Source organism: Gymnodinialimonas mytili (assembly GCF_037544085.1).
GTDB lineage: Bacteria > Pseudomonadota > Alphaproteobacteria > Rhodobacterales > Rhodobacteraceae > Gymnodinialimonas > Gymnodinialimonas mytili.
On the sequence record NZ_JBBIFW010000003.1, the window covers coordinates 370,061 to 388,075 of the forward strand.

Annotated in this window: 21 protein-coding genes; 9 read left to right on the top strand and 12 right to left on the bottom strand. The window is 61.7% G+C overall.

The features are described 5' to 3' along the window. Nucleotides 1-19: 19 nt before the first annotated feature. The 6 genes from purQ to V8J82_RS16040 form a co-directional block, all read right to left on the bottom strand. Nucleotides 20-688, bottom strand: coding sequence for a phosphoribosylformylglycinamidine synthase subunit PurQ (gene purQ / locus V8J82_RS16015; protein WP_339976489.1), 669 nt, complete (start codon nt 686-688; stop codon nt 20-22). Then, entirely contained in the window at nt 685-1,191 is a 507-nt protein-coding gene (locus V8J82_RS16020) for a hypothetical protein (protein WP_339976491.1), read from the bottom strand. The genes purQ and V8J82_RS16020 overlap by 4 nt, the downstream gene beginning before the upstream one ends. A 1-nt stretch (nt 1,192) precedes the next feature. Further along, nucleotides 1,193-1,423 (bottom strand): phosphoribosylformylglycinamidine synthase subunit PurS, encoded by a 231-nt coding sequence (gene purS / locus V8J82_RS16025; RefSeq protein WP_339976493.1) that lies wholly within the window; start codon nt 1,421-1,423, stop codon nt 1,193-1,195. Nucleotides 1,424-1,445: 22 nt separating this feature from the next. Beyond that, a complete protein-coding gene (purC, locus tag V8J82_RS16030; protein WP_339976495.1) occupies nt 1,446-2,207 on the bottom strand; it encodes a phosphoribosylaminoimidazolesuccinocarboxamide synthase in 762 nt (253 codons plus the stop codon). 81 nt (nt 2,208-2,288) lie between these two features. Continuing rightward, a complete protein-coding gene (locus V8J82_RS16035; RefSeq protein WP_339976497.1) occupies nt 2,289-3,296 on the bottom strand; it encodes a hypothetical protein in 1,008 nt (335 codons plus the stop codon). Further along, the gene (locus tag V8J82_RS16040) at nt 3,293-3,760 is read right to left on the bottom strand and encodes a TerB family tellurite resistance protein (RefSeq protein ID WP_339976499.1); all 468 of its coding nucleotides are present in this window, start codon (nt 3,758-3,760) and stop codon (nt 3,293-3,295) included. Before V8J82_RS16040 ends, V8J82_RS16035 begins: the two co-directional genes overlap by 4 nt. Nucleotides 3,761-3,945: 185 nt before the next feature. Here V8J82_RS16040 and V8J82_RS16045 point away from each other — a divergent pair, with 185 nt between their 5' ends. The 3 genes from V8J82_RS16045 (at nt 3,946) to V8J82_RS16055 (ending at nt 5,895) form a co-directional block, all read left to right on the top strand. Further along, entirely contained in the window at nt 3,946-4,260 is a 315-nt protein-coding gene (locus V8J82_RS16045) for a DUF1476 domain-containing protein (RefSeq protein ID WP_339976501.1), read from the top strand. Nucleotides 4,261-4,363: 103 nt separating this feature from the next. Beyond that, a complete protein-coding gene (gene bmt, locus V8J82_RS16050) occupies nt 4,364-5,386 on the top strand; it encodes a betaine--homocysteine S-methyltransferase (RefSeq protein ID WP_339976503.1) in 1,023 nt (340 codons plus the stop codon). Continuing rightward, nucleotides 5,386-5,895 (top strand): DUF1697 domain-containing protein, encoded by a 510-nt coding sequence (locus V8J82_RS16055; protein WP_339976505.1) that lies wholly within the window; start codon nt 5,386-5,388, stop codon nt 5,893-5,895. Before bmt ends, V8J82_RS16055 begins: the two co-directional genes overlap by 1 nt. Before the next feature lie 5 nt (nt 5,896-5,900). Here V8J82_RS16055 and V8J82_RS16060 read toward each other — a convergent pair whose 3' ends face one another. Next, the gene (locus V8J82_RS16060; RefSeq protein ID WP_339976507.1) at nt 5,901-6,983 is read right to left on the bottom strand and encodes a PA0069 family radical SAM protein; all 1,083 of its coding nucleotides are present in this window, start codon (nt 6,981-6,983) and stop codon (nt 5,901-5,903) included. A 111-nt stretch (nt 6,984-7,094) separates the two neighbouring features. Here V8J82_RS16060 and V8J82_RS16065 point away from each other — a divergent pair, with 111 nt between their 5' ends. The 5 genes from V8J82_RS16065 (at nt 7,095) to V8J82_RS16085 (ending at nt 10,464) form a co-directional block, all read left to right on the top strand. Then, nucleotides 7,095-8,018 (top strand): SGNH/GDSL hydrolase family protein, encoded by a 924-nt coding sequence (locus V8J82_RS16065; protein WP_339976509.1) that lies wholly within the window; start codon nt 7,095-7,097, stop codon nt 8,016-8,018. Nucleotides 8,019-8,136: 118 nt separating this feature from the next. Beyond that, nucleotides 8,137-8,844 (top strand): corrinoid protein, encoded by a 708-nt coding sequence (locus V8J82_RS16070; RefSeq protein WP_339976511.1) that lies wholly within the window; start codon nt 8,137-8,139, stop codon nt 8,842-8,844. Between the two features lie 15 nt (nt 8,845-8,859). Further along, a complete protein-coding gene (locus V8J82_RS16075; protein ID WP_339976513.1) occupies nt 8,860-9,285 on the top strand; it encodes a GNAT family N-acetyltransferase in 426 nt (141 codons plus the stop codon). A gap of 54 nt (nt 9,286-9,339) precedes the next feature. After that, the gene (locus V8J82_RS16080; protein WP_339976515.1) at nt 9,340-10,200 is read left to right on the top strand and encodes an EamA family transporter; all 861 of its coding nucleotides are present in this window, start codon (nt 9,340-9,342) and stop codon (nt 10,198-10,200) included. A gap of 69 nt (nt 10,201-10,269) precedes the next feature. Beyond that, nucleotides 10,270-10,464, top strand: coding sequence for a hypothetical protein (locus tag V8J82_RS16085; protein WP_339976517.1), 195 nt, complete (start codon nt 10,270-10,272; stop codon nt 10,462-10,464). Nucleotides 10,465-10,519: 55 nt separating this feature from the next. Here the strand turns inward: V8J82_RS16085 and V8J82_RS16090 are convergent, their stop codons facing one another. Beyond that, on the bottom strand, nt 10,520-11,026 hold the full coding sequence (locus V8J82_RS16090) for a hypothetical protein (protein ID WP_339976519.1): 507 nt from the start codon (nt 11,024-11,026) through the stop codon (nt 10,520-10,522). Between the two features lie 138 nt (nt 11,027-11,164). On the opposite strand from V8J82_RS16090, the gene V8J82_RS16095 reads away from it, so the two are divergent. Next, nucleotides 11,165-11,791 (top strand): DUF1638 domain-containing protein, encoded by a 627-nt coding sequence (locus V8J82_RS16095; RefSeq protein ID WP_339976521.1) that lies wholly within the window; start codon nt 11,165-11,167, stop codon nt 11,789-11,791. Between the two features lie 200 nt (nt 11,792-11,991). On the opposite strand, the gene V8J82_RS16100 is transcribed toward V8J82_RS16095, so the two are convergent. The 4 genes from V8J82_RS16100 to fdhF form a co-directional block, all read right to left on the bottom strand. Beyond that, nucleotides 11,992-13,761, bottom strand: a complete 1,770-nt coding sequence (locus tag V8J82_RS16100) for an IlvD/Edd family dehydratase (protein ID WP_339976523.1) — start codon at nt 13,759-13,761, stop codon at nt 11,992-11,994. A gap of 279 nt (nt 13,762-14,040) precedes the next feature. Then, entirely contained in the window at nt 14,041-14,244 is a 204-nt protein-coding gene (locus tag V8J82_RS16105; protein WP_339976525.1) for a formate dehydrogenase subunit delta, read from the bottom strand. Then, entirely contained in the window at nt 14,234-15,043 is an 810-nt protein-coding gene (gene fdhD / locus V8J82_RS16110) for a formate dehydrogenase accessory sulfurtransferase FdhD (protein ID WP_339976527.1), read from the bottom strand. Before fdhD ends, V8J82_RS16105 begins: the two co-directional genes overlap by 11 nt. Further along, the gene (fdhF, locus tag V8J82_RS16115) at nt 15,040-17,937 is read right to left on the bottom strand and encodes a formate dehydrogenase subunit alpha (protein WP_339976529.1); all 2,898 of its coding nucleotides are present in this window, start codon (nt 17,935-17,937) and stop codon (nt 15,040-15,042) included. The genes fdhD and fdhF overlap by 4 nt, the downstream gene beginning before the upstream one ends. Between the last annotated feature and the right edge of the window lie 78 nt (nt 17,938-18,015).

Consider the following 18,015-nt stretch of genomic DNA (forward strand, 5'->3'; position numbering starts at 1 on the left):
TCAAGAGCAGAGTAACCGATTAAGCGGCAATCAGCGCATCGGCCAGTGCGGCGAACATCGCAGCGCCATCCGTTCCGCCATGGGCAGCGTCCACGGCGCGTTCCGGATGCGGCATCAAGCCAAGCACCCGGCGGTTCGCGCTGAGCACACCGGCGATGTCGGCGCGTGAGCCGTTGGGATTGTCGCGATAGGTGAAGGCGATACGATCTTCGTCCCGCAGACGCGCGAGCCCATCGTCATCAATTTGGTAATTGCCGTCGTGATGGGCGATGGGGATATCGATATGGTCCCCCGCAGAATAGCCTGACGTGAACGGGCTCTGCGCGGTTGCAACCTGCAAAGGCTCCGCCCGGCAAACGAATTTCAGCTTGGCGTTGCGCATCAGCACGCCCGGCAGGATCTGGGTTTCGCACAGAACTTGAAATCCGTTGCACACACCCAGGACATGGCCGCCGCTTTCCGCAAAGCCAGCGACCGCGCGCATGATCGGCGATTGCGCGGCAATCGCACCGCAGCGCAGGTAATCGCCGTAGGAGAACCCGCCCGGCACGCCGACCACATCCAGCCCTTGTGGCAAACTGCTGTCTTTGTGCCAGACCATGGAAACGTCAAAGCCCGCGCTGCGGAAGCCTTCGGCCAAGTCGCGGTCGCAATTCGACCCGGGAAACACCAGCACCGCTGCCTTCATGGCCGCCGCCTCCTTGTTTTGAGCCAATCCTGCGTGCCCCCGATGGCAAACATTCCGGTCGCGAACGCCAAAGCGAGGCAGGCCAGTGTCATGGCAAAGTCACGCGGTGCTGCCTCCACGCCCCAAGCCGCTGAGCTTTGGCCGCGCAAGCGTACCTCGACTTGATCGCCTTCTCGCGGCCCGCCATGGACGGGCACGCCGTCGACACGCAGATAATCGCCCGCCCGCGGACCGCTATCGATCCTCAACAAGGCGCGCCGATTGAGGTCACCATTCGTCTGGTCAAACACCGCCCGATCGCTCAGCCAATCATCACGCTCCTGCGGCTCCATCAACCCGACAATCGTACCGGAGGCGCGGTCGTTGACCAGCGTATCGGTAAAGGACCATGCCGCGATCGCGATCGCCAGGATCGTGACAAAAGCCGAAAACCGCACGCTGATCGGGCTCAGGACCAGCCAAGCCCGCCAAGCGGGCAAGGTCGGATGGGACGCCGCCGACATCTTAGGCCAGCTCCACCCGGTAACTTTCGATCACGGTGTTCGCCAACAGCTTTTCACACATCTCGGTCACCTGCGCTTCGCTGGTGCCATCGGCCAGATCCAGCTCGATCACCTTGCCCTGGCGGACAGTGCCGACACCGTCAAATCCCATCGAACCAAGCGCCGAGCGCACGGCCTCACCCTGGGGGTCCAAAACCCCTGGCTTCAACATCACGGTCACAATCGCCTTCATACGCTTGCCCCTTTGCGTCGGCTCAATTGATCAGCGTCGGTTTCGATACGCCCGACGGCCCTTGCGGCATGACGCCAAGACGCCTGGCCACCTCTGTATATGCGTCCGCCAAATCGCCCAGGTCCCGGCGGAACACATCCTTATCGAGCTTCTTGCCCGTTTCGATATCCCACAACCGGCACGAATCCGGCGAAATCTCATCGGCCACGATCAACCGCATGAAATCGCCATCCCAGATCCGGCCAATTTCAATCTTAAAGTCCACAAGTTTGATGCCGACAGCTAACATCAAACCACTAAGGAAATCGTTAACGCGCAAGGCCAACGACACCATGTCATCCAGATCCTGCTGGGCGGCCCATTGAAATGCGATGATGTGTTCTTCAGACACGATGGGATCGCCAAGGTCGTCGTTCTTGAAATAGAACTCGACGATGGGCCGCGGCATGGGTGTGCCCTCTTCGATGCCCAGGCGCGTACAGATCGATCCGGCGGCCACATTGCGCACCACGACTTCCAGCGGAATGATCTCGACAGCGCGGATCAGCTGCTCGCGCATATTGATGCGTTTGATGAAATGTGTGGGCACACCAACGCCATTCAGGCCGGTCATGAAGAATTCGCTCAAACGGTTGTTCAGCACGCCTTTACCGTCAATCACATCGCGCTTTTCGGCGTTGAAGGCGGTGGCATCATCCTTGAAATACTGCACCAGCGTTCCGGGTTCAGGGCCTTCATAGAGGATCTTGGCCTTGCCTTCGTAGACCTTTTTGCGCCGTGCCATTGGGTGTCCTGTTCCAGTCGGTGCATATCCCCACACCGCCCCGGCGCTATAAGCCAATCGGATCAGCCCCGCAAGGCAGGCTTAGGCGTGACCGCGGCCCATCATCCGTTTGAAGAAATTCGGACGCGGCGCTTGCGTGATCACCTGTTTGCGACGCGACCGCCCCCAGCGCTTGCCGAAATACGCGGCTTCGTCAAACGGGCTTTCAGGATGGATGGCAATGAATGTGTCGAACGGGAGTGGATCCGATTTGACGCGTTTTGAGGTAGCCCCTTTCGGCAGCCATCGCAGGCGCAGCTTGTCTTCCTCTGCGCCGCCTTCGTCGCCAATTGTGTGACCTTCAGCAAACTGGTTGCCAGACACCAGCGGCAGCCACGCCATGCCCCAAAGCGTTGAACAGGACCGGTCAAGATCGTAAGGCGCCGCAACAAGCTGCATCTCGTAGCCGGTGAAATACCGCAACCCCAAGGTGCTGCCCGTCGACCAGGGGCGCCCTCGCGGATCTGCGGCCTGAAGAGAAGCAAGGCTGACGCCAACCCAGCTTCGCACGGGCCATCCATCCTCCATCGCCGTTTGGGCCATCTCGCGGACACCCTGTGGCGAGAGAAAATGATCCGCCGGTTCCCAATAAGCGCCAAGACAAATGGGCAATTCCGCGAACAGCGCCCCGACGCAAGAGGCCAGCCGTGCGGCACGAAACCGATCTTCCAATGTGTTCGATTTGGCATCGACCGACACGCACAAGTAGGACCGGTTCCGGGTGAGCGCGCCCTTGAGATCATAGTCGGCGCAGGCGAGCAACTGGCGCGGTTGCACAGCTTTAGGATCCCATATCCCATATCCCGGCAGCCGCATCATATTGACCATGATAGCATCGGCACCTCGCGCGCCCATCAAGATCGGTGCCATCGGAATGGCCTGATCGGTGTCGCAGGCGGCCGGAAAATCCATGTTTTGCGTGACATCAATGTCCAAGTCGGGGAAATCCTCCAGCAAGGCAGTCTGGATCTGGCTTGTGGTGAATTGGAGACCTTCCGAAAAGATCAGGTAGAGCGAGAAGTTCGACGCGTCGGGTGTTTTGTTGGTCATTGGACGGCCCCCGATCGCGCTTGCAGCATCTTGTTAATCTGCGCGGGACTGACGCCGCACATCTTGGCCAATCCCAGCAGCGTGCCCTGTTCCTCGGCATCGAAATCGCCGTCCGCATTGGCGATGCGGAGGGCATAGGAAATCGACTTTACCCGTTCCTCGGCGTTCAGAAAGTCGATCACCTCCGAGATCAGGTCTTCCGGATCGGCATAGCACACTTGGTCTTGAAGGGCTTCGATCAGATTGATGATATCTGTTTCTTCCGCCGCAACTGCCTTGAGAAGACTGTCGTCGGCGATGATAGCGACAAATTCTTTCGCCTCCGCCGGTTGCAACTCACCATTGGCCATTGCGACAAAGACAGACGGGATCAGCAAGGCGCGCGCCCGAGCCGCGCCCTCGCTTAGTGCAGGTCGGGGCGCCAAGGCCTTCACCTGCGCGCGCACTTGCAAAAACTGAACCACCGACGCTTTCCCTACTACTCTATGAAACCTGAAGCCTGTAGCATCACAATGAACGCGCTGGCTGGACGCACATATGACCCCTTCGCGGCCAGATCGTGGCAATTTGCCCGCCCGGCCCCTTGCCCCCGCCGCCGATGCGCGATCTAAGGGTTCATAACTGTCACACCGCCACCGGGAGGCCGATCATGTCGAGTTTCGACGACCGCGAAAACGCTTTCGAAAACAAGTACGCCCATGATGCCGAGATGCAGTTCAAGGCCGAGGCGCGCCGCAACAAGTTGATGGGTCTTTGGGTGGCCGAGGCCTTGGGCAAATCCGGCGATGACGCCACCGCCTATGCCGCCGAGGTGGTCAAAGCCGATTTCGAGGAGGCTGGACACGAAGACGTCATGCGCAAGGTGCTGGGCGATCTGGGCGGTAAGATCCCCGAAGCCGAGGTGCGCGCCAAATACGACGCCCTTCTGCCGATCGCAAAAGCACAGCTGATGGACGAGGCCTGACTCGGCCTTCTTGAACCTAGCTCATAAAAAACATGCAGATTTTCGGGATTGCTCATAATAGAGTGTCCCTGCATCTGTGGCGCATCGAAAAAGGTGCGCGCCCATGTCGAATATCCTGTCCACACTGCTGCAATCCCGCGACTGGCTTTTGGCCGACGGCGCGACAGGCACGACCCTGTTCAATATGGGGCTGCAATCGGGCGATGCGCCGGAGCTATGGAACATCGATCACCCGGACCGCATCCATGCGCTTTACAAAGGCGCGGTCGATGCCGGGTCTGACCTGTTCCTGACCAATTCCTTCGGCGGCACTGCGGCGCGACTGAAACTGCATGACGCGCAGGACCGTGTCTTCGAGCTCAACAAAGCCGCCGCCGAGATTGGCCGTGACGTCGCGGATGCGACGGGGCGGCAGGTTGTGGTTGCCGGATCCGTCGGCCCGACCGGCGAGATCATGGCGCCGATGGGCGCGCTGACCCACGACTTGGCCGTCGAAATGTTCCATGAGCAAGCCGAGGGCCTGAAAGCGGGTGGCGCCGATGTGCTATGGGTCGAGACGATCTCGGCGCCCGAAGAATACAAGGCCGCCGCCGAAGCCGCGGCGCTGGCTCAGATGCCGTGGTGTGGCACGATGAGCTTCGACACCGCTGGCCGCACGATGATGGGGGTGACCTCAGCCGAGATGGCGCGGATGGTTGAACGCCTCGCGCATCCGCCGCTGGCCTATGGCGCCAATTGCGGTGTTGGCGCATCGGATCTGTTGCGCACGGTGCTCGGCTTTCGCGCTGCGGGCAGCGAACGGCCTGTTATCGCTAAGGGCAATGCGGGCATTCCGAAATATGTCGACGGGCACATCCACTATGACGGCACGCCCGAATTGATGGCGCAATATGCGATCCTGGCGCGGAATGCGGGCGCGACGATCATCGGCGGCTGCTGTGGCACGACGCCAGAGCATCTGAGCCAGATGCGCCGCGCCTTGGAAACCACACCCCGCGCCGAAGCACCCAGCTTGGACGATATCACCGCGGCCATGGGCGGCTTCTCTTCGGCCTCTGACGGGACCGGCGATACCGCCTCCGCCCCGGCGCGCGAACGCCGAGGACGCCGCCGTGCGCGTGCCTAATGACCCGGCGCGTTGCGTTTCTGCGTGCGGTGAATGTGGGCGGCACCGGCAAGCTGCCGATGGCCGATCTGCGCGCGCTGGCCGCTGAGATCGGATTTGATGCGCCAGAGACGCATCTGGCGAGCGGCAACCTGTTATTTGGCTCAGACCTCGACGATGACATGGCGACAGCGCATCTCGAAACCGCGTTGCAGGCGCATATGGGCGCGCCCTGCCCCGTTTTCCTGCGCGATGCACAGACCTTGACCGAGATCCTGGACCAACTGCCCTTTGAGGGCGCCGAGGGCAGCCGGGTCGGCATTCTGTTCGGGTCTGAGCGCGCCATTAGCGATGATCTGGCCGCCCCGAAGCACCAAACCAGTGAAGAGTTGGCGATTGTGGCTAGGCATCTGGCCGTGCATTTCCCGGATGGGATGGGCAAATCGAAACTGGCCTTGCCGATCTTCCACCGCGCGACGATGCGGAACCGGAACACCGTCGCGGCCATCGCCAAAAAGCTCAGCCCATGAGAGCTTTAGAACAACGCCAATTGATCGCCTTTGGCCAGCGGCACCTGGAACAGGTCGGTGCGCAGGGGCGGCAATTCCACCTCCAACCCCGCGGCGCGGCGCGCGCGGGCGAAACGCTTTTGCAACAGATCGGCCCAGAGCCCCTGCCCCGTCATACGCTTGCCCCATTCGGCATCGTAATCCTGCCCGCCATGCATATCGCGGATCTTGGACATCACCTTTTCCAACCGGTGCGGATAATGCTCGGCCAGCCAATCGCGCCAAAGGCCCGCCACCTCTCGCGGAAGGCGCAAGGGGATCATGCTGACGGCCACGGCGCCCGCATCGCGCGCGGCAATCACAAGTGCCTCAATCTCATGGTCGGTCAGGCCCGGCACGATGGGCGAGATCATCACCCGCACCGGCACCCCGGCGTTCGACAGCCGCTCGACCGCCTGCAAGCGGCGCTTGGGCGATGGCACCCGCGGCTCCATCTTGCGCGCCAAGTCACCTTGAAGCGTGGTGACCGACAGTCCAACCCGCGCCAGGCCATCGCCCGCCATCTCAGACAGGATATCGATGTCACGTTCCACCAACGTGCCCTTCGTGACGATGCCTACCGGGTGGCGAAAGGCCTGCAGCACCTGCAAGATGCCGCGCATGATCTTCCGGTCACGCTCAATCGGTTGATAGGCGTCGGTATTGGTCCCGATGGCAATCACGTCGCAGCGATAGGATTTGCGGCGCAGTTCGGTTTCCAAAACAGCGGGCGCATCGGGGCGCGCCACCAGCCGGGTTTCGAAATCGAGCCCCGGCGACAGGCCGAGAAAGGCGTGGGTGGGCCGCGCGAAGCAATAGATGCAGCCATGCTCACACCCGCGATAGGGATTGATCGAGCGATCAAACGCGATATCGGGCGAGGTGTTGCGCGTGATGACGCGCCGCGGCACCTTAACACTCACCTCGGTGCGCAACGGTGGCAGATCGTCGGGCAAACCCCACCCGTCATCGACAAGCTCAGCCGACAGCCGTTCGAACCGCCCCGCGTGATTGCTGGACGCGGCCCGCGCACGGGGGCGCGGCAGCCCGGATATAGAATTCTGCGCCATGCTCAAAATGTAGAACAAAGTGCGAACATTGTCGAGAGCACGCAAGGTAAAGCTAGACAGGCTACGCCAATGTCCCTTCGCTGGCGCCACATCGATTTGGGAGGAACATTGATGAAACACCTTGCACTTGCAGCCGCCCTGGCCCTTGCGCCCATGACGGCCCATGCAGTCTCGATTGGCGCATTCACCGATCTTTACGTCTTTGGCGACAGCCTCAGCGATCCAGGCAATTTGTCGGGCGGATTTGGCAATGCCCTCTATCCCAGTGGGCAGGCCACCAATGGCGATGTCTGGGCCGCACAAGTCGGAGCCGACCTGGGGTCGGGCACCAATTACGCCGTCGGCGGGGCGACGGCGGTCGGCAACCCGACGCGGTCGGACTTCGCGGAACAGGCGCAAGCCTTCCTGGACGACGACCCGACCCTGGGCGCCAATCCCTTGGCCGCGGTCTGGTTCGGCGGCAACGATCTGCGCGTGGCGACGCCCGCGACCGCGCAAACCATTATCCAAAACGCTGTCGGCAGCATCGTGGCGAATGTTACCACCCTGATCGGCGCGGGCTTCGATTCGATCATCGTTTTCGGTTTGCCGGATCTGGGTCAATTGCCCGGCGTGAACAGCGATCCCTTCGCCTCTGCCGCCGCGCGACAGGCATCGGAAGGGTTCAACACCGCCCTGCTCGGTGGATTGGCGACGCTGGCCCCAACCGGAGCCGACATCCAGTATTTCGACACGTTCAGTTTGTTCGATCAGGTTCTCAGCAATGCGGGTGCCCTTGGCTTCACTAACGTGATGGATGCCTGCGTGACCTTCAATGCGGACGGATCAATCGCAAGCTCCTGCGCGGCAATCGATCCGGCCATCGCCAATACATATATCAACTATGACGGCCTGCACCCGACAGAGGCTGTTCATACCATCCTGGCCGACGCCTTCGTGGCGCAGATCGCGCCGGTGCCCCTTCCAGCCGGGGCGCTGCTGATGCTGACCGGCCTGGGGGGTTTGGCGCTCGCCCGGCGGCGGCGGGCCGCGTAAGGCATGATCAGGGCACCGAAGGTCGCAAGCGGTTGGAACGGCGTCGCAATTTGCCAAGTCTTTCGGTGCCTTTGCCACAAAGACTATTTCAACCACACGGCGGCGGAGGTCTGTCACAATGTCCGATGAAGAAGACGATATCATCCTATCTGAGCTGAATGACGAAGACCTCGTCGCGCAGATGTTCGACGACCTCTATGACGGTCTGAAAGAAGAGATCGAGGAGGGGGTGAACATCCTGCTGGAGCGTGGATGGGAACCTTACCGCATCCTGACCGAGGCGCTGGTGGGCGGCATGACCATCGTCGGCAATGATTTCCGCGATGGCATCCTGTTCGTGCCCGAAGTCTTGATGGCCGCCAACGCGATGAAGGGCGGCATGGCGATCCTGAAACCCCTGCTCATCGAAACCGGCGCCCCCCGCGTCGGCAAGATGGTGATCGGCACGGTCAAGGGCGACATCCACGATATCGGCAAGAACCTTGTGTCGATGATGATGGAGGGCGCCGGGTTCGAGGTTGTCGATCTGGGCATCAACAATGCCGTCGAAAGCTACCTGGAAGCGCTAGAGGCCGAACAGCCGGATATCCTGGGTATGTCCGCGCTTTTGACCACCACGATGCCCTACATGAAAGTCGTGATCGACACGCTGAACGAAAAAGGTATCCGCGACGATTACATCGTGCTGGTGGGTGGCGCGCCGTTGAACGAGGAATTCGGCAAGGCGATCGGCGCCGATGCCTATTGCCGGGACGCCGCCGTGGCGGTGGAAACGGCGAAAGACTTTGTGAAGCGCAAGCATAACCAGATGGCTGCGAGCGCCTGAGGCGGAGGCGGGTCGATGGATGTCACGATCCATCTGACCGGTCCGGATGACGCGCCCCTATTCGATTCAGTGCACGGCGATGTCTTCGACGGCCCCTTGCAGCCCGATCTGCTGGAAAGCTACCTCGCCGATCCGCGGCTACACTTGGCGATGGCCCGAACGCGGGGGCAGATCGTCGGTATGATCTCTGGCATGCACTACCACCACCCCGATAAACCGCCGCAAATGTGGATCAACGAGCTGGGCGTGGCAGGTCCGTTTCGGCGTCGCGGATTGGCCACACAATTGGTGGCGCGGTTTTGGAGCCTGGCCCGCGATTTGTCCTGTTCCGAGATCTGGGTGGTCGCAGATCCTACCGATGCGGCAGAAGGGTTCTACACAAGCCTGGGCTGGACCAGGATGGGGGAGCGATTGGCGATGTTCACAGATAGTCTGGACTAAATCGGCCGGAGGCGGCTTAGCTGCCCCCATGACTTTATCGTCCCGATCCAGATGATGCCGCCCCGCGATCTTGCGCTGGTTTTGCTGGTGGTATTTGCCTGGGGGACGAATTTCTCGGCCATGAAGCTGGCATTGGAGGATTTGCCGCCGCTGCTATTCGTGGGCCTGCGCTTCGCCATTCTGGTGCCGTTCCTGCTGCTCTTTGCGCGCCCGGCCCCTTGGACAGCGATCATCGCGGTGGGGGTGTTGATCAATTCAGGGCAATTCGGGTTCCTATTTTCCGCCATGCGCGCGGATGTGACGGCAGGCTTGGCCTCATTGATCCTGCAAAGTCAGGCGCCGCTGACAATCCTTTTGGCCAGTCTGGTCTATAAGGAAAGGGTGACGCCGACCCAGATGGCCGGGATCGCCCTGGCTTGCGCGGGCCTGATCGCCATCGGTCTCGCCAGCGGTGGCAACATCACCGCATTGGGCCTGGCGCTTGTGTTGTGCGGCGCGTTGTCGTGGGCCGTGGGCAATCTGGTGTTGCGGCGCCTTCCGGGCGTCAACATGCTGGCGCTGTTTCTTTGGGCAAGCCTTGTGCCGCCGCCCCTGATGCTGGCGCTGTCGCTCGCCTTCGAAGGCCCTACCCCGATCAGCACAATCGCGCAGATGAGTCTTCAAGGCTGGGTCAGCGTGACCTATGTGGCGGTGATTTCGACCGTCGTGGGCTACTCGATCTGGGGCTGGCTTTTGTCGCGTCATCCCGCGGCGCTGATCACGCCATTCGCGCTACTGATCCCTGTGGTGGGGATTGTCACGGCTGCATTGGTTTTGGGCGAAGGCGTGACCCTGACAGAGGCGCTGGCGGGCCTTGTCATCCTTGCGGGGATCACCCTGACAATTTTCGGGCGCCGACCAAACCAACCGCGATGATCCGTCGCGCTTGGCAGATCCATATGCCGCGCCACGTCTCGGCCTGAGACAAAACCGACGGAGCCGAGCATGTTGTCCATTCAAGCCAAGATCATCCTTGGGTTTTTCGCGTTCATTCTGGTCGGTTCGGGCCTGGCCATCTGGTTTGTCCTGGCCATCGGGAACGGGCTGATTGCGATTCTGGCGCCACTGGCCGTCGGCGGGCTGGTGACAGCGGCGAGTTTTGTCGCGCTACGCAACCGCGATGCCGGGCCATCGGAGTGACGACCCGGCATAAGATGTCCCCGCGCGATCTGCGCGCACGGGGATGTTTTGGGATCTAGCCCTGGCGTTTTTCCATATAGGCAATTGTTGCGGCAGCGACGATGGCGTAGATCACGTGGCCTGCCAGAGCGACCCAAGCGATGCGCGCAAAGCCGAGGAAGGCAGGGTTGCCCGCAAAAGCCGCGATGCCGCCGATGGCGAAGATCCAGAGCGCCACGCCATAAATCGCTGAACTGATTGACCAATGCAGGCCGGGCATGACCTTGGCAAAGATTGGCCGCGCAATATAGAGCCAGCCAACCGGATAGGCGACAAGACCAACAGCGAACAGGTGCATGGCATTGCCCCAAGGCGCGCCGTTGGGCAGACCCAGCGCCCCCAGGAACCCTCGGGCCAGCCCAACCGGCGCCAAACCGCCCAGACCCAGCAGCGGCGCAATCGCTTTGCCCCAGAGATCGAACGCCAACGTCCCGGCGGCGCCGGACAACAACAGCAGAACAAGTGTATCAAAAGAAATGGTTGGCACCGAGAAGCTGCGGGTGTTTGTGGTTGTGCTTGCCATGATCGTGGTATCCCTTATGCGTATGGTCATGTGAGTGATGGCGCGACGGCCCTAGAGTGTTGGTGTGAAAATCCGCTTAAAATCACCTCCGCTCAAGTGACGGGTGCGTGAGCGCACAGCGGAGTGAAGTCTGTTTCAATGCACACCCAAGATGACGATCTGTTCGAACACGGCATGATCACCCCACAAAAGGGGCGCATCCTGCTGCTGGCCTGTGGGGCTTTGGCCCATGAAATCCTGGCACTGATCCGCCTAAACCATTGGGATCACATGGACCTTCACTGTCTGCCCGCGAAACTTCACAACACACCGGATAGAATTCCCAACGCCGTCGAGACCGCGGTCACGGCGAAGCGCGCGGAGTATGACCGCATCTTTGTCGTCTATGCCGATTGCGGCACAGGTGGATTGTTACAAAGCCGCTGTGCTGACCTGGGCGTCGAGATGCTGGCAGGCCCGCATTGTTACGCGTTCTTCGAGGGCAACGACGCCTTTGCCTCAAGGGATGAAATGACGGCGTTCTACCTGACGGACTTTCTGGTCCGGCAATTCGACGCCTTCGTGACCCGCCCCTTGGGCCTGGATCGCCACCCGGAACTGCGCGACATGTATTTCGGCAATTACGAGAAACTCGTTTATCAAGCGCAGGTGGAGGATCCTGCGCTGACTGAGCTGGCCCGCGGTCACGCGCGCGCCCTGGGACTTCGGTTCGAGCGCCGCTTCACGGGATACGGGGATTTGTCCGTCGCTTTGAAACAGCTTTAGGGATTGCGCCGCCTTCGGCGTCGCCGGGGGGCGGGCGCCCTCGCCTACGGCTCGGGCGCCCGCCCCGCATTGTCCATAGGCCTTGCAAGGGGTGGAGATGTGTGAGGGGCTCTGCCCCCGGCTACGCCTCCCCCGGAGTTTCTTGGCCAAGATGAAAGAGGGAATTTAGAGTTGGGGGTACGAACCGGGCCCGACGCGATTTAGTGATTGTCGCGTGGCAGATCCTTGGCGATGCGCTGATAGGCGGTCGCGAGTTCCAGGCAGCCGCCATCGGCCAATTGCCCCACATGTCTGCGATAAAGCTCTTGCCAGGGGGTTTGGTGGTGGATCTCCGGCGGAGTCCAGGCGGCGATACGGGCCTGCCATTCCGCCTCGGGGACAAGCGCATTCAAGGTGCCTTCGTTCAGATCGAGCCGCACGCGATCTCCGGTTTGCAGATAGGCAAGGCCGCCACCGACCACGGATTCGGGGGAGGCGTTCAGAATGGACGGGCTTTCAGAGGTGCCGGACTGGCGGCCATCTCCTACGGTGGGCAGGTGCTTGATCCCGTCTTTGATCAGTGCATCGGGCGGCTGCATGTTCACGACTTCGGCCGAGCCGGGATAGCCGACGCACCCCACACCGCGGATGAACAAGATACAATCCTCGCCGATCTCCAGATCCGGATCGTTGACCCGGTCGTGGTAATCCTCCGGACCTTCAAACACGATGGCGCGGCCTTCAAAGGCATTGTCTTTCAGGAAGCGCGTGCGGAACTCCTCGGAGATCACCGAGGTTTTCATCAGCGCGCTGTCGAAGAGATTGCCGGAGAGCACGGCGAAGCCCGCCTCTGCGCGCATCGGGTTGGCGACGGGGCGAATGACGTCCTGATCCAGGGAGCGCGCCTGTCCCAGCGCCTCGGCGAGCGGCTTGCCCGAAGCCGTCATGACGCTGCCGTCGAGATAGCCTTCGGCCAGTAATTCCCCCATCACCGCTGGCACGCCACCCGCGCGGAAAAAGCTTTCGCCCAGATATTCACCGGCGGGCTGCATATTCACCAACAGGGGCAGCGCGTGGCCGATCTTTTCCCAATCCGTCACGTTCAGGTCCACACCGGCATGGCGCGCTAAAGCCTGCAGATGCGGCGGCGCATTGGTGGAGCCACCGATGGCCGTGTTCACCTTGATCGCATTTTCAAACGCCGCGCGGGTCAGGATGTCGGACGGTTTCAGGTCGTCTTCCACCATCTCAACGGCGCGGCGGCCGGTCAGGTAGGCCATCTCCATCCGCTCGCGGAAGGGCGCGGGGATGGCAGCCGCCCCCGGCAATGTCATGCCAAGTGCCTCTGCCAGGGCGTTCATCGTCGAGGCCGTGCCCATTGTGTTGCAATGGCCCAAGCTTGGGGACGAGGCGCAGGCCAGTTCCATGAAGTCCTTGTAGTCGATCTCACCCTTGGCAAGCAGGCGCCGCCCCTCCCAGATCGACGTGCCGGATCCGGCGCGCTTGCCTTTGTACCAGCCATCCAGCATCGGCCCGCCATTCAGCGCAATGGCTGGCAGATCGACCGTGGCCGCGCCCATCAGCATGGCAGGTGTGGTCTTGTCGCAGCCCGTGGTCAGAACGACCCCATCAACGGGATAGCCGTGCAGCACCTCGACCAGCGAGAGATATTGCAGGTTCCGGTCCAACGCCGCGGTGGGCCGTTTGCCCGTCTCCTGGATCGGATGCACTGGGAATTCCAACGGGATGCCGCCCGCATCGCGGATGCCCGCCTTGATCCGGTCCATGAGAAAGACGTGGATTTTGTTGCACGGCACCAGATCAGAGCCGGTCTGGGCGATCCCGACGATGGGCTTTTCAGCCTGCAACTCGCCCTGGGTGAAGGCCTGGTTCTGATACCGCTCCAGATACAGCGCGGTCATGCCCGGATTGTTGGGATTGTCGAACCATTCCTGCGAACGGTAACGGCGATTGGCGCGGGTATCGGACATGTCTGGTTCCATTATGTGAAACTGGGGGCCGGATGTTGGAACCTTTCTAGCCGCAACTCGCCGTGATCCTCAAGCGCTGCTGGCATCAGCGGGTCCAAAGGCGGCCATCGATGCCCAGCAGCGGGAGTGAAGCGCAACCGCCGAGGCGGGCACCGGGCCGAAGGCACGCGGCCGCCTCGGCCACGCCCAACAGGCGACCGCAGGCTTTGCCTGCGTGTCACTGGCGGGAGAGCCTGGCGTTTTCGAACAAACGCTCAGCAGCGCTCACAACAGAGAAATCTAAATAAGTGGCAGCGCATCTCGCACCAGCGGGGCCAGATCGCTATCATCCTCGGCCGCCTGCGCCTTCAATTCCGCGCGCATCTCAGGGCCCCAAAAGTCGTTCAGATGCGCCGCGACGCGCTCAGCCTGGTCGGCGCCGGGCTGCGTGGCGAAAAACGAGGCGATTTGATTGGCCATGCGGGCCAGCTTGTCATGCGACATCGATGTGACTCCGGTCGATACGGGACGGATGGGTGAAGGCCTCAAGGCGGCCCGCACGGGCAAAAGCAGCAACCGTCACGCCCGCAGCATCCGCAAGCCGCACCGCATGGGCCGTGGGCGCCGACACTGCGATCAGGATGGGGCAGCCCGCGAGCACGGTCTTTTGAACCATCTCAACCGACACACGGCTGGTCAGCACCACGGCGCCTTCGGACATGTCGAGATCTGCGCGCCCGCAGGCGCCGATCAGTTTGTCCAGTGCATTGTGACGGCCCACATCCTCGCGCGCCATGACGATCCCACGCCCCGGCATCAGCAGACCGGCTGCGTGAACCGCATGGGTCAAATCATGCATGGGTTGATGGGCGCGCAGCACATCGGGGGCAGCTGCAGCATCCGCCAGATCAATCGACCCGCTCTGCCCCAGAACCGGAAGATCGCGCAGCGCCTGCTCTAACGAGTCGATCCCGCAGAGCCCGCAGCCCACCGGCCCCATCGATGCGCGACGGCGCGCACCCAGGGCATCCGCGGCCTCTTCGGCAATCCAAAGCCGCGCCTCGATCCCGGCCTCTAACTCGATAATCTCAACGCTCTCGATCTGCTCACGCCGCGCGAACCCTTCCGTCAGAGCAAACCCAACAGCAAAATCTTCCAGATCCGTCGGAGAGCACATCATCACAGCCTGGGTCGACCCGTTGCAGGTCACCGCAACCGGCACTTCCTCGGGCAAGGAACGCGCGACATCCCGCGCGCCCTCGGGGCCAAAGGCGCCCGCGGATATGGACCGGGTCGGTGTCACTCTGCCGCCGGCAGGATGCGCCGCGACTGTTCGGCCTGGGCGTTGTAATCCTTCTGCCACTCGGTCGGGCCATTCGACAGCCCCACCTGCACCGCCGTCACCTTGTATTCCGGGCAATTCGTGGCCCAATCGGAATAGTCGGTGGTGATGACATTGGCTTGCGTATCGGGGTGGTGGAAGGTGGTGTAGACCACGCCGGGGCTGACCCGGTCGGTGATCGTGGCGCGCAAAGATGTCTCGCCCGACCGCGAGGCCAGCTTGACCCAATCGCCCTCTTTCACGCCGCGCACTTCGGCGTCATGGGGGTGGATTTCCAGAAGATCCTCGTTGTGCCAGACCGAATTCTCCGTCCGCCGCGTCTGGGCGCCCACATTATACTGCGACAGGATCCGGCCCGTCGTCAGCAGCAACGGGAAGCGAGGGCCCGAGCGTTCGTCGGTTGCGATATATTCGGTCACGATAAACCGACCCTTGCCGCGCACAAACCCATCCACATGCATGATGGGTGAGCCTTCGGGCGCCGCATCATTGCACGGCCACTGGACCGATCCGCGCTCTTCCAGCATTTCGTAATTCACATTGGCAAAGCCGGGTGTGGTGGCCGCGATCTCATCCATGATCTGGCTGGGATGCGTGTAATGCCAACCCGCGCCCATCGCATTGGCAAGCAATTGGGTCACCTCCCAATCCTCATAGCCGTTTTTCGGCTTCATCACCTGGCGTACGCGGTTGATGCGGCGTTCGGCATTGGTGAAGGTCCCGTCCTTTTCCAGGAAGGTCGAGCCGGGCAGGAAGACATGGGCGTAATTCGCGGTCTCGTTCAAGAACAGGTCGTGGACGATCACACATTCCATCGCCGCCAGACCCGCCGCCACATGTTTCGTGTCGGGGTCCGATTGCAGGATGTCTTCACCTTGGCAATAGAGCGCCTTGAACGTGCCCGCCACCGCGGCATCCAGCATGTTCGGGATGCGCAGGCCGGGCTCTGGGTCGATCTCCACCGCCCAGGCATTTTCAAAGATCTCGCGCACATCGGCGTTTTTCACATGGCGATAGCCGGGCAATTCATGGGGGAAAGACCCCATGTCGCATGAGCCTTGCACGTTGTTCTGCCCGCGCAACGGGTTCACCCCCACGCCCTCGCGCCCGATATTGCCGGTCATCATGGCCAGGTTGGCGATGCCCATCACGGTGGTGGAGCCTTGGCTGTGCTCGGTCACGCCCAGACCGTAATAGATCGCACCGTTTCCGCCGGTGGCAAACAGACGGGCCGCCGCCCGCAGCTCTTCTGCGGGCACACCGGTCAGCATTTCGGTCATTTCCGGCGAATGGCGCACATCGCTGACGAATTCGGCATATTCCTGGAATTCCTCCCAGTCGCACCGGGTGCGGATGAAGTCCTCATCGTAGAGCTTCTCATCCACGATCACATGGGCCAGCGCCGTCACCACGGCCACATTGGTGCCGGGCCGCAGCGGCAAGTGATGGGAGGCCTCGATATGGGCCGAACGCACGATATCGGTGCGCCGCGGATCAATCACGATCAGCTTCGCCCCTTGGCGCAGGCGCTTTTTCAGGCGGCTGGCAAAAACAGGGTGACCGTCGGTGGGGTTGGCCCCGATGATCACCGCGACATCGGTATGCATCACGCTGTCGAAATTCTGCGTGCCCGCGCTGGTCCCAAAGGTCTGGCCAAGGCCATAGCCGGTTGGTGAGTGACAAACCCGCGCGCAGGTATCGGTGTTGTTGTTCTGGAACACCGCCCGCGTCAGTTTTTGCACCAGATAGGTTTCTTCGTTGGTGCAGCGGCTGGACGTGATCACGCCCATTGACTTGCGGCCATATGTCTCGCGGATCGATTTCAGGCGACCCGCCGTGAAGTCCAGCGCCTCTTGCCACGACACTTCGCGCCACGGTTGGTCGATGCTGTCGCGGATCATCGGGTTCAGGATCCGGTCCTGGTGGTCGGCATACCCCCAGGCAAAGCGCCCCTTGACGCAGGAATGGCCGCGGTTCGCCTCGCCATGCTTATAAGGTGTCATCCGCACCAACTCATCGCCGTTCAACTCGGCCTTGAACGAGCATCCCACCCCGCAATAGGCGCAGGTCGTGATGACCGATCGTTCGGGCGTGCCCAATTCAATTACCGATTTCTCCTGCAGAGTCGCGGTCGGGCAGGCCTGCACGCAGGCGCCGCAGGACACACAATCAGAGCCCAGGAAATCATCGCTCGGGCCGCCAGCGCTGACCCGGCTGTCAAAGCCCCGGCCTTCGATGGTCAGTGCGAAGGTCCCCTGCACTTCCTCGCAGGCCCGCACGCAACGCGAGCAGACGATGCATTTCGACGGATCATAGGTAAAATACGGGTTGCTGTCGTCTTTCGGCAGCCATTCGGGGTTGGCTTCACCACCGGTCCGCTGTTCGAAATGGTTGGCCAGGCCGCCATTTTCAGGCGCCTCATAGCGCACGTCGCGCAGGCCAACCATCCCGGCCATATCCTGCAATTCGCAATCGCCATTGGCCGCGCAGGTCAGGCAATCCAGCGGGTGGTCGGAGATATAAAGCTCCATCACGCCGGTGCGGATCTTCTTGACCTTCTCCGATTGGGTGCGGACGACCATACCCTCAGCCACCGGTGTGGTGCAGGAGGCTGGCGTGCCGCGCCGACCTTCGATTTCAACCACACACAGACGACAGGACCCGAACGCCTCAACGCTGTCGGTCGCGCACAGTTTGGGGATCTGCAGACCCGCCTCGGCGGCGGCGCGCATGACGCTTGTGCCCTCAGGCACGGTCACCGCGAACCCATCCACCGTCAGTGTAACAGGCGCACCCACTTTGGCAGGCGTGCCCATATCACGGTCGTCGTCCCAGGGAATGATGAAATCTTTCATTGGCCTAACGCTCCGCGCATCTTCTTTGTTTCAAAAATATCCCGGGGGAGCGCGAGGGGGCTGGCCCCCTCGCTCGGG

Excerpts from the sequence above, each read along its gene's own strand:
- purQ (WP_339976489.1), bottom strand. The coding sequence starts at position 688 with ATGAAGGCAGCGGTGCTGGTGTTTCCCGGGTCGAATTGCGACCGCGAC.
- V8J82_RS16020 (WP_339976491.1), bottom strand. The coding sequence starts at position 1,191 with ATGTCGGCGGCGTCCCATCCGACCTTGCCCGCTTGGCGGGCTTGGCTG.
- purS (WP_339976493.1), bottom strand. The coding sequence starts at position 1,423 with ATGAAGGCGATTGTGACCGTGATGTTGAAGCCAGGGGTTTTGGACCCC.
- purC (WP_339976495.1), bottom strand. The coding sequence starts at position 2,207 with ATGGCACGGCGCAAAAAGGTCTACGAAGGCAAGGCCAAGATCCTCTAT.
- V8J82_RS16035 (WP_339976497.1), bottom strand. The coding sequence starts at position 3,296 with ATGACCAACAAAACACCCGACGCGTCGAACTTCTCGCTCTACCTGATC.
- V8J82_RS16045 (WP_339976501.1), top strand. The coding sequence starts at position 3,946 with ATGTCGAGTTTCGACGACCGCGAAAACGCTTTCGAAAACAAGTACGCC.
- bmt (WP_339976503.1), top strand. The coding sequence starts at position 4,364 with ATGTCGAATATCCTGTCCACACTGCTGCAATCCCGCGACTGGCTTTTG.
- V8J82_RS16055 (WP_339976505.1), top strand. The coding sequence starts at position 5,386 with ATGACCCGGCGCGTTGCGTTTCTGCGTGCGGTGAATGTGGGCGGCACC.
- V8J82_RS16060 (WP_339976507.1), bottom strand. The coding sequence starts at position 6,983 with ATGGCGCAGAATTCTATATCCGGGCTGCCGCGCCCCCGTGCGCGGGCC.
- V8J82_RS16065 (WP_339976509.1), top strand. The coding sequence starts at position 7,095 with ATGAAACACCTTGCACTTGCAGCCGCCCTGGCCCTTGCGCCCATGACG.
- V8J82_RS16070 (WP_339976511.1), top strand. The coding sequence starts at position 8,137 with ATGTCCGATGAAGAAGACGATATCATCCTATCTGAGCTGAATGACGAA.
- V8J82_RS16075 (WP_339976513.1), top strand. The coding sequence starts at position 8,860 with ATGGATGTCACGATCCATCTGACCGGTCCGGATGACGCGCCCCTATTC.
- V8J82_RS16080 (WP_339976515.1), top strand. The coding sequence starts at position 9,340 with ATGCCGCCCCGCGATCTTGCGCTGGTTTTGCTGGTGGTATTTGCCTGG.
- V8J82_RS16085 (WP_339976517.1), top strand. The coding sequence starts at position 10,270 with ATGTTGTCCATTCAAGCCAAGATCATCCTTGGGTTTTTCGCGTTCATT.
- V8J82_RS16090 (WP_339976519.1), bottom strand. The coding sequence starts at position 11,026 with ATGGCAAGCACAACCACAAACACCCGCAGCTTCTCGGTGCCAACCATT.
- V8J82_RS16095 (WP_339976521.1), top strand. The coding sequence starts at position 11,165 with ATGCACACCCAAGATGACGATCTGTTCGAACACGGCATGATCACCCCA.
- V8J82_RS16100 (WP_339976523.1), bottom strand. The coding sequence starts at position 13,761 with ATGTCCGATACCCGCGCCAATCGCCGTTACCGTTCGCAGGAATGGTTC.
- V8J82_RS16105 (WP_339976525.1), bottom strand. The coding sequence starts at position 14,244 with ATGTCGCATGACAAGCTGGCCCGCATGGCCAATCAAATCGCCTCGTTT.
- fdhF (WP_339976529.1), bottom strand. The coding sequence starts at position 17,937 with ATGAAAGATTTCATCATTCCCTGGGACGACGACCGTGATATGGGCACG.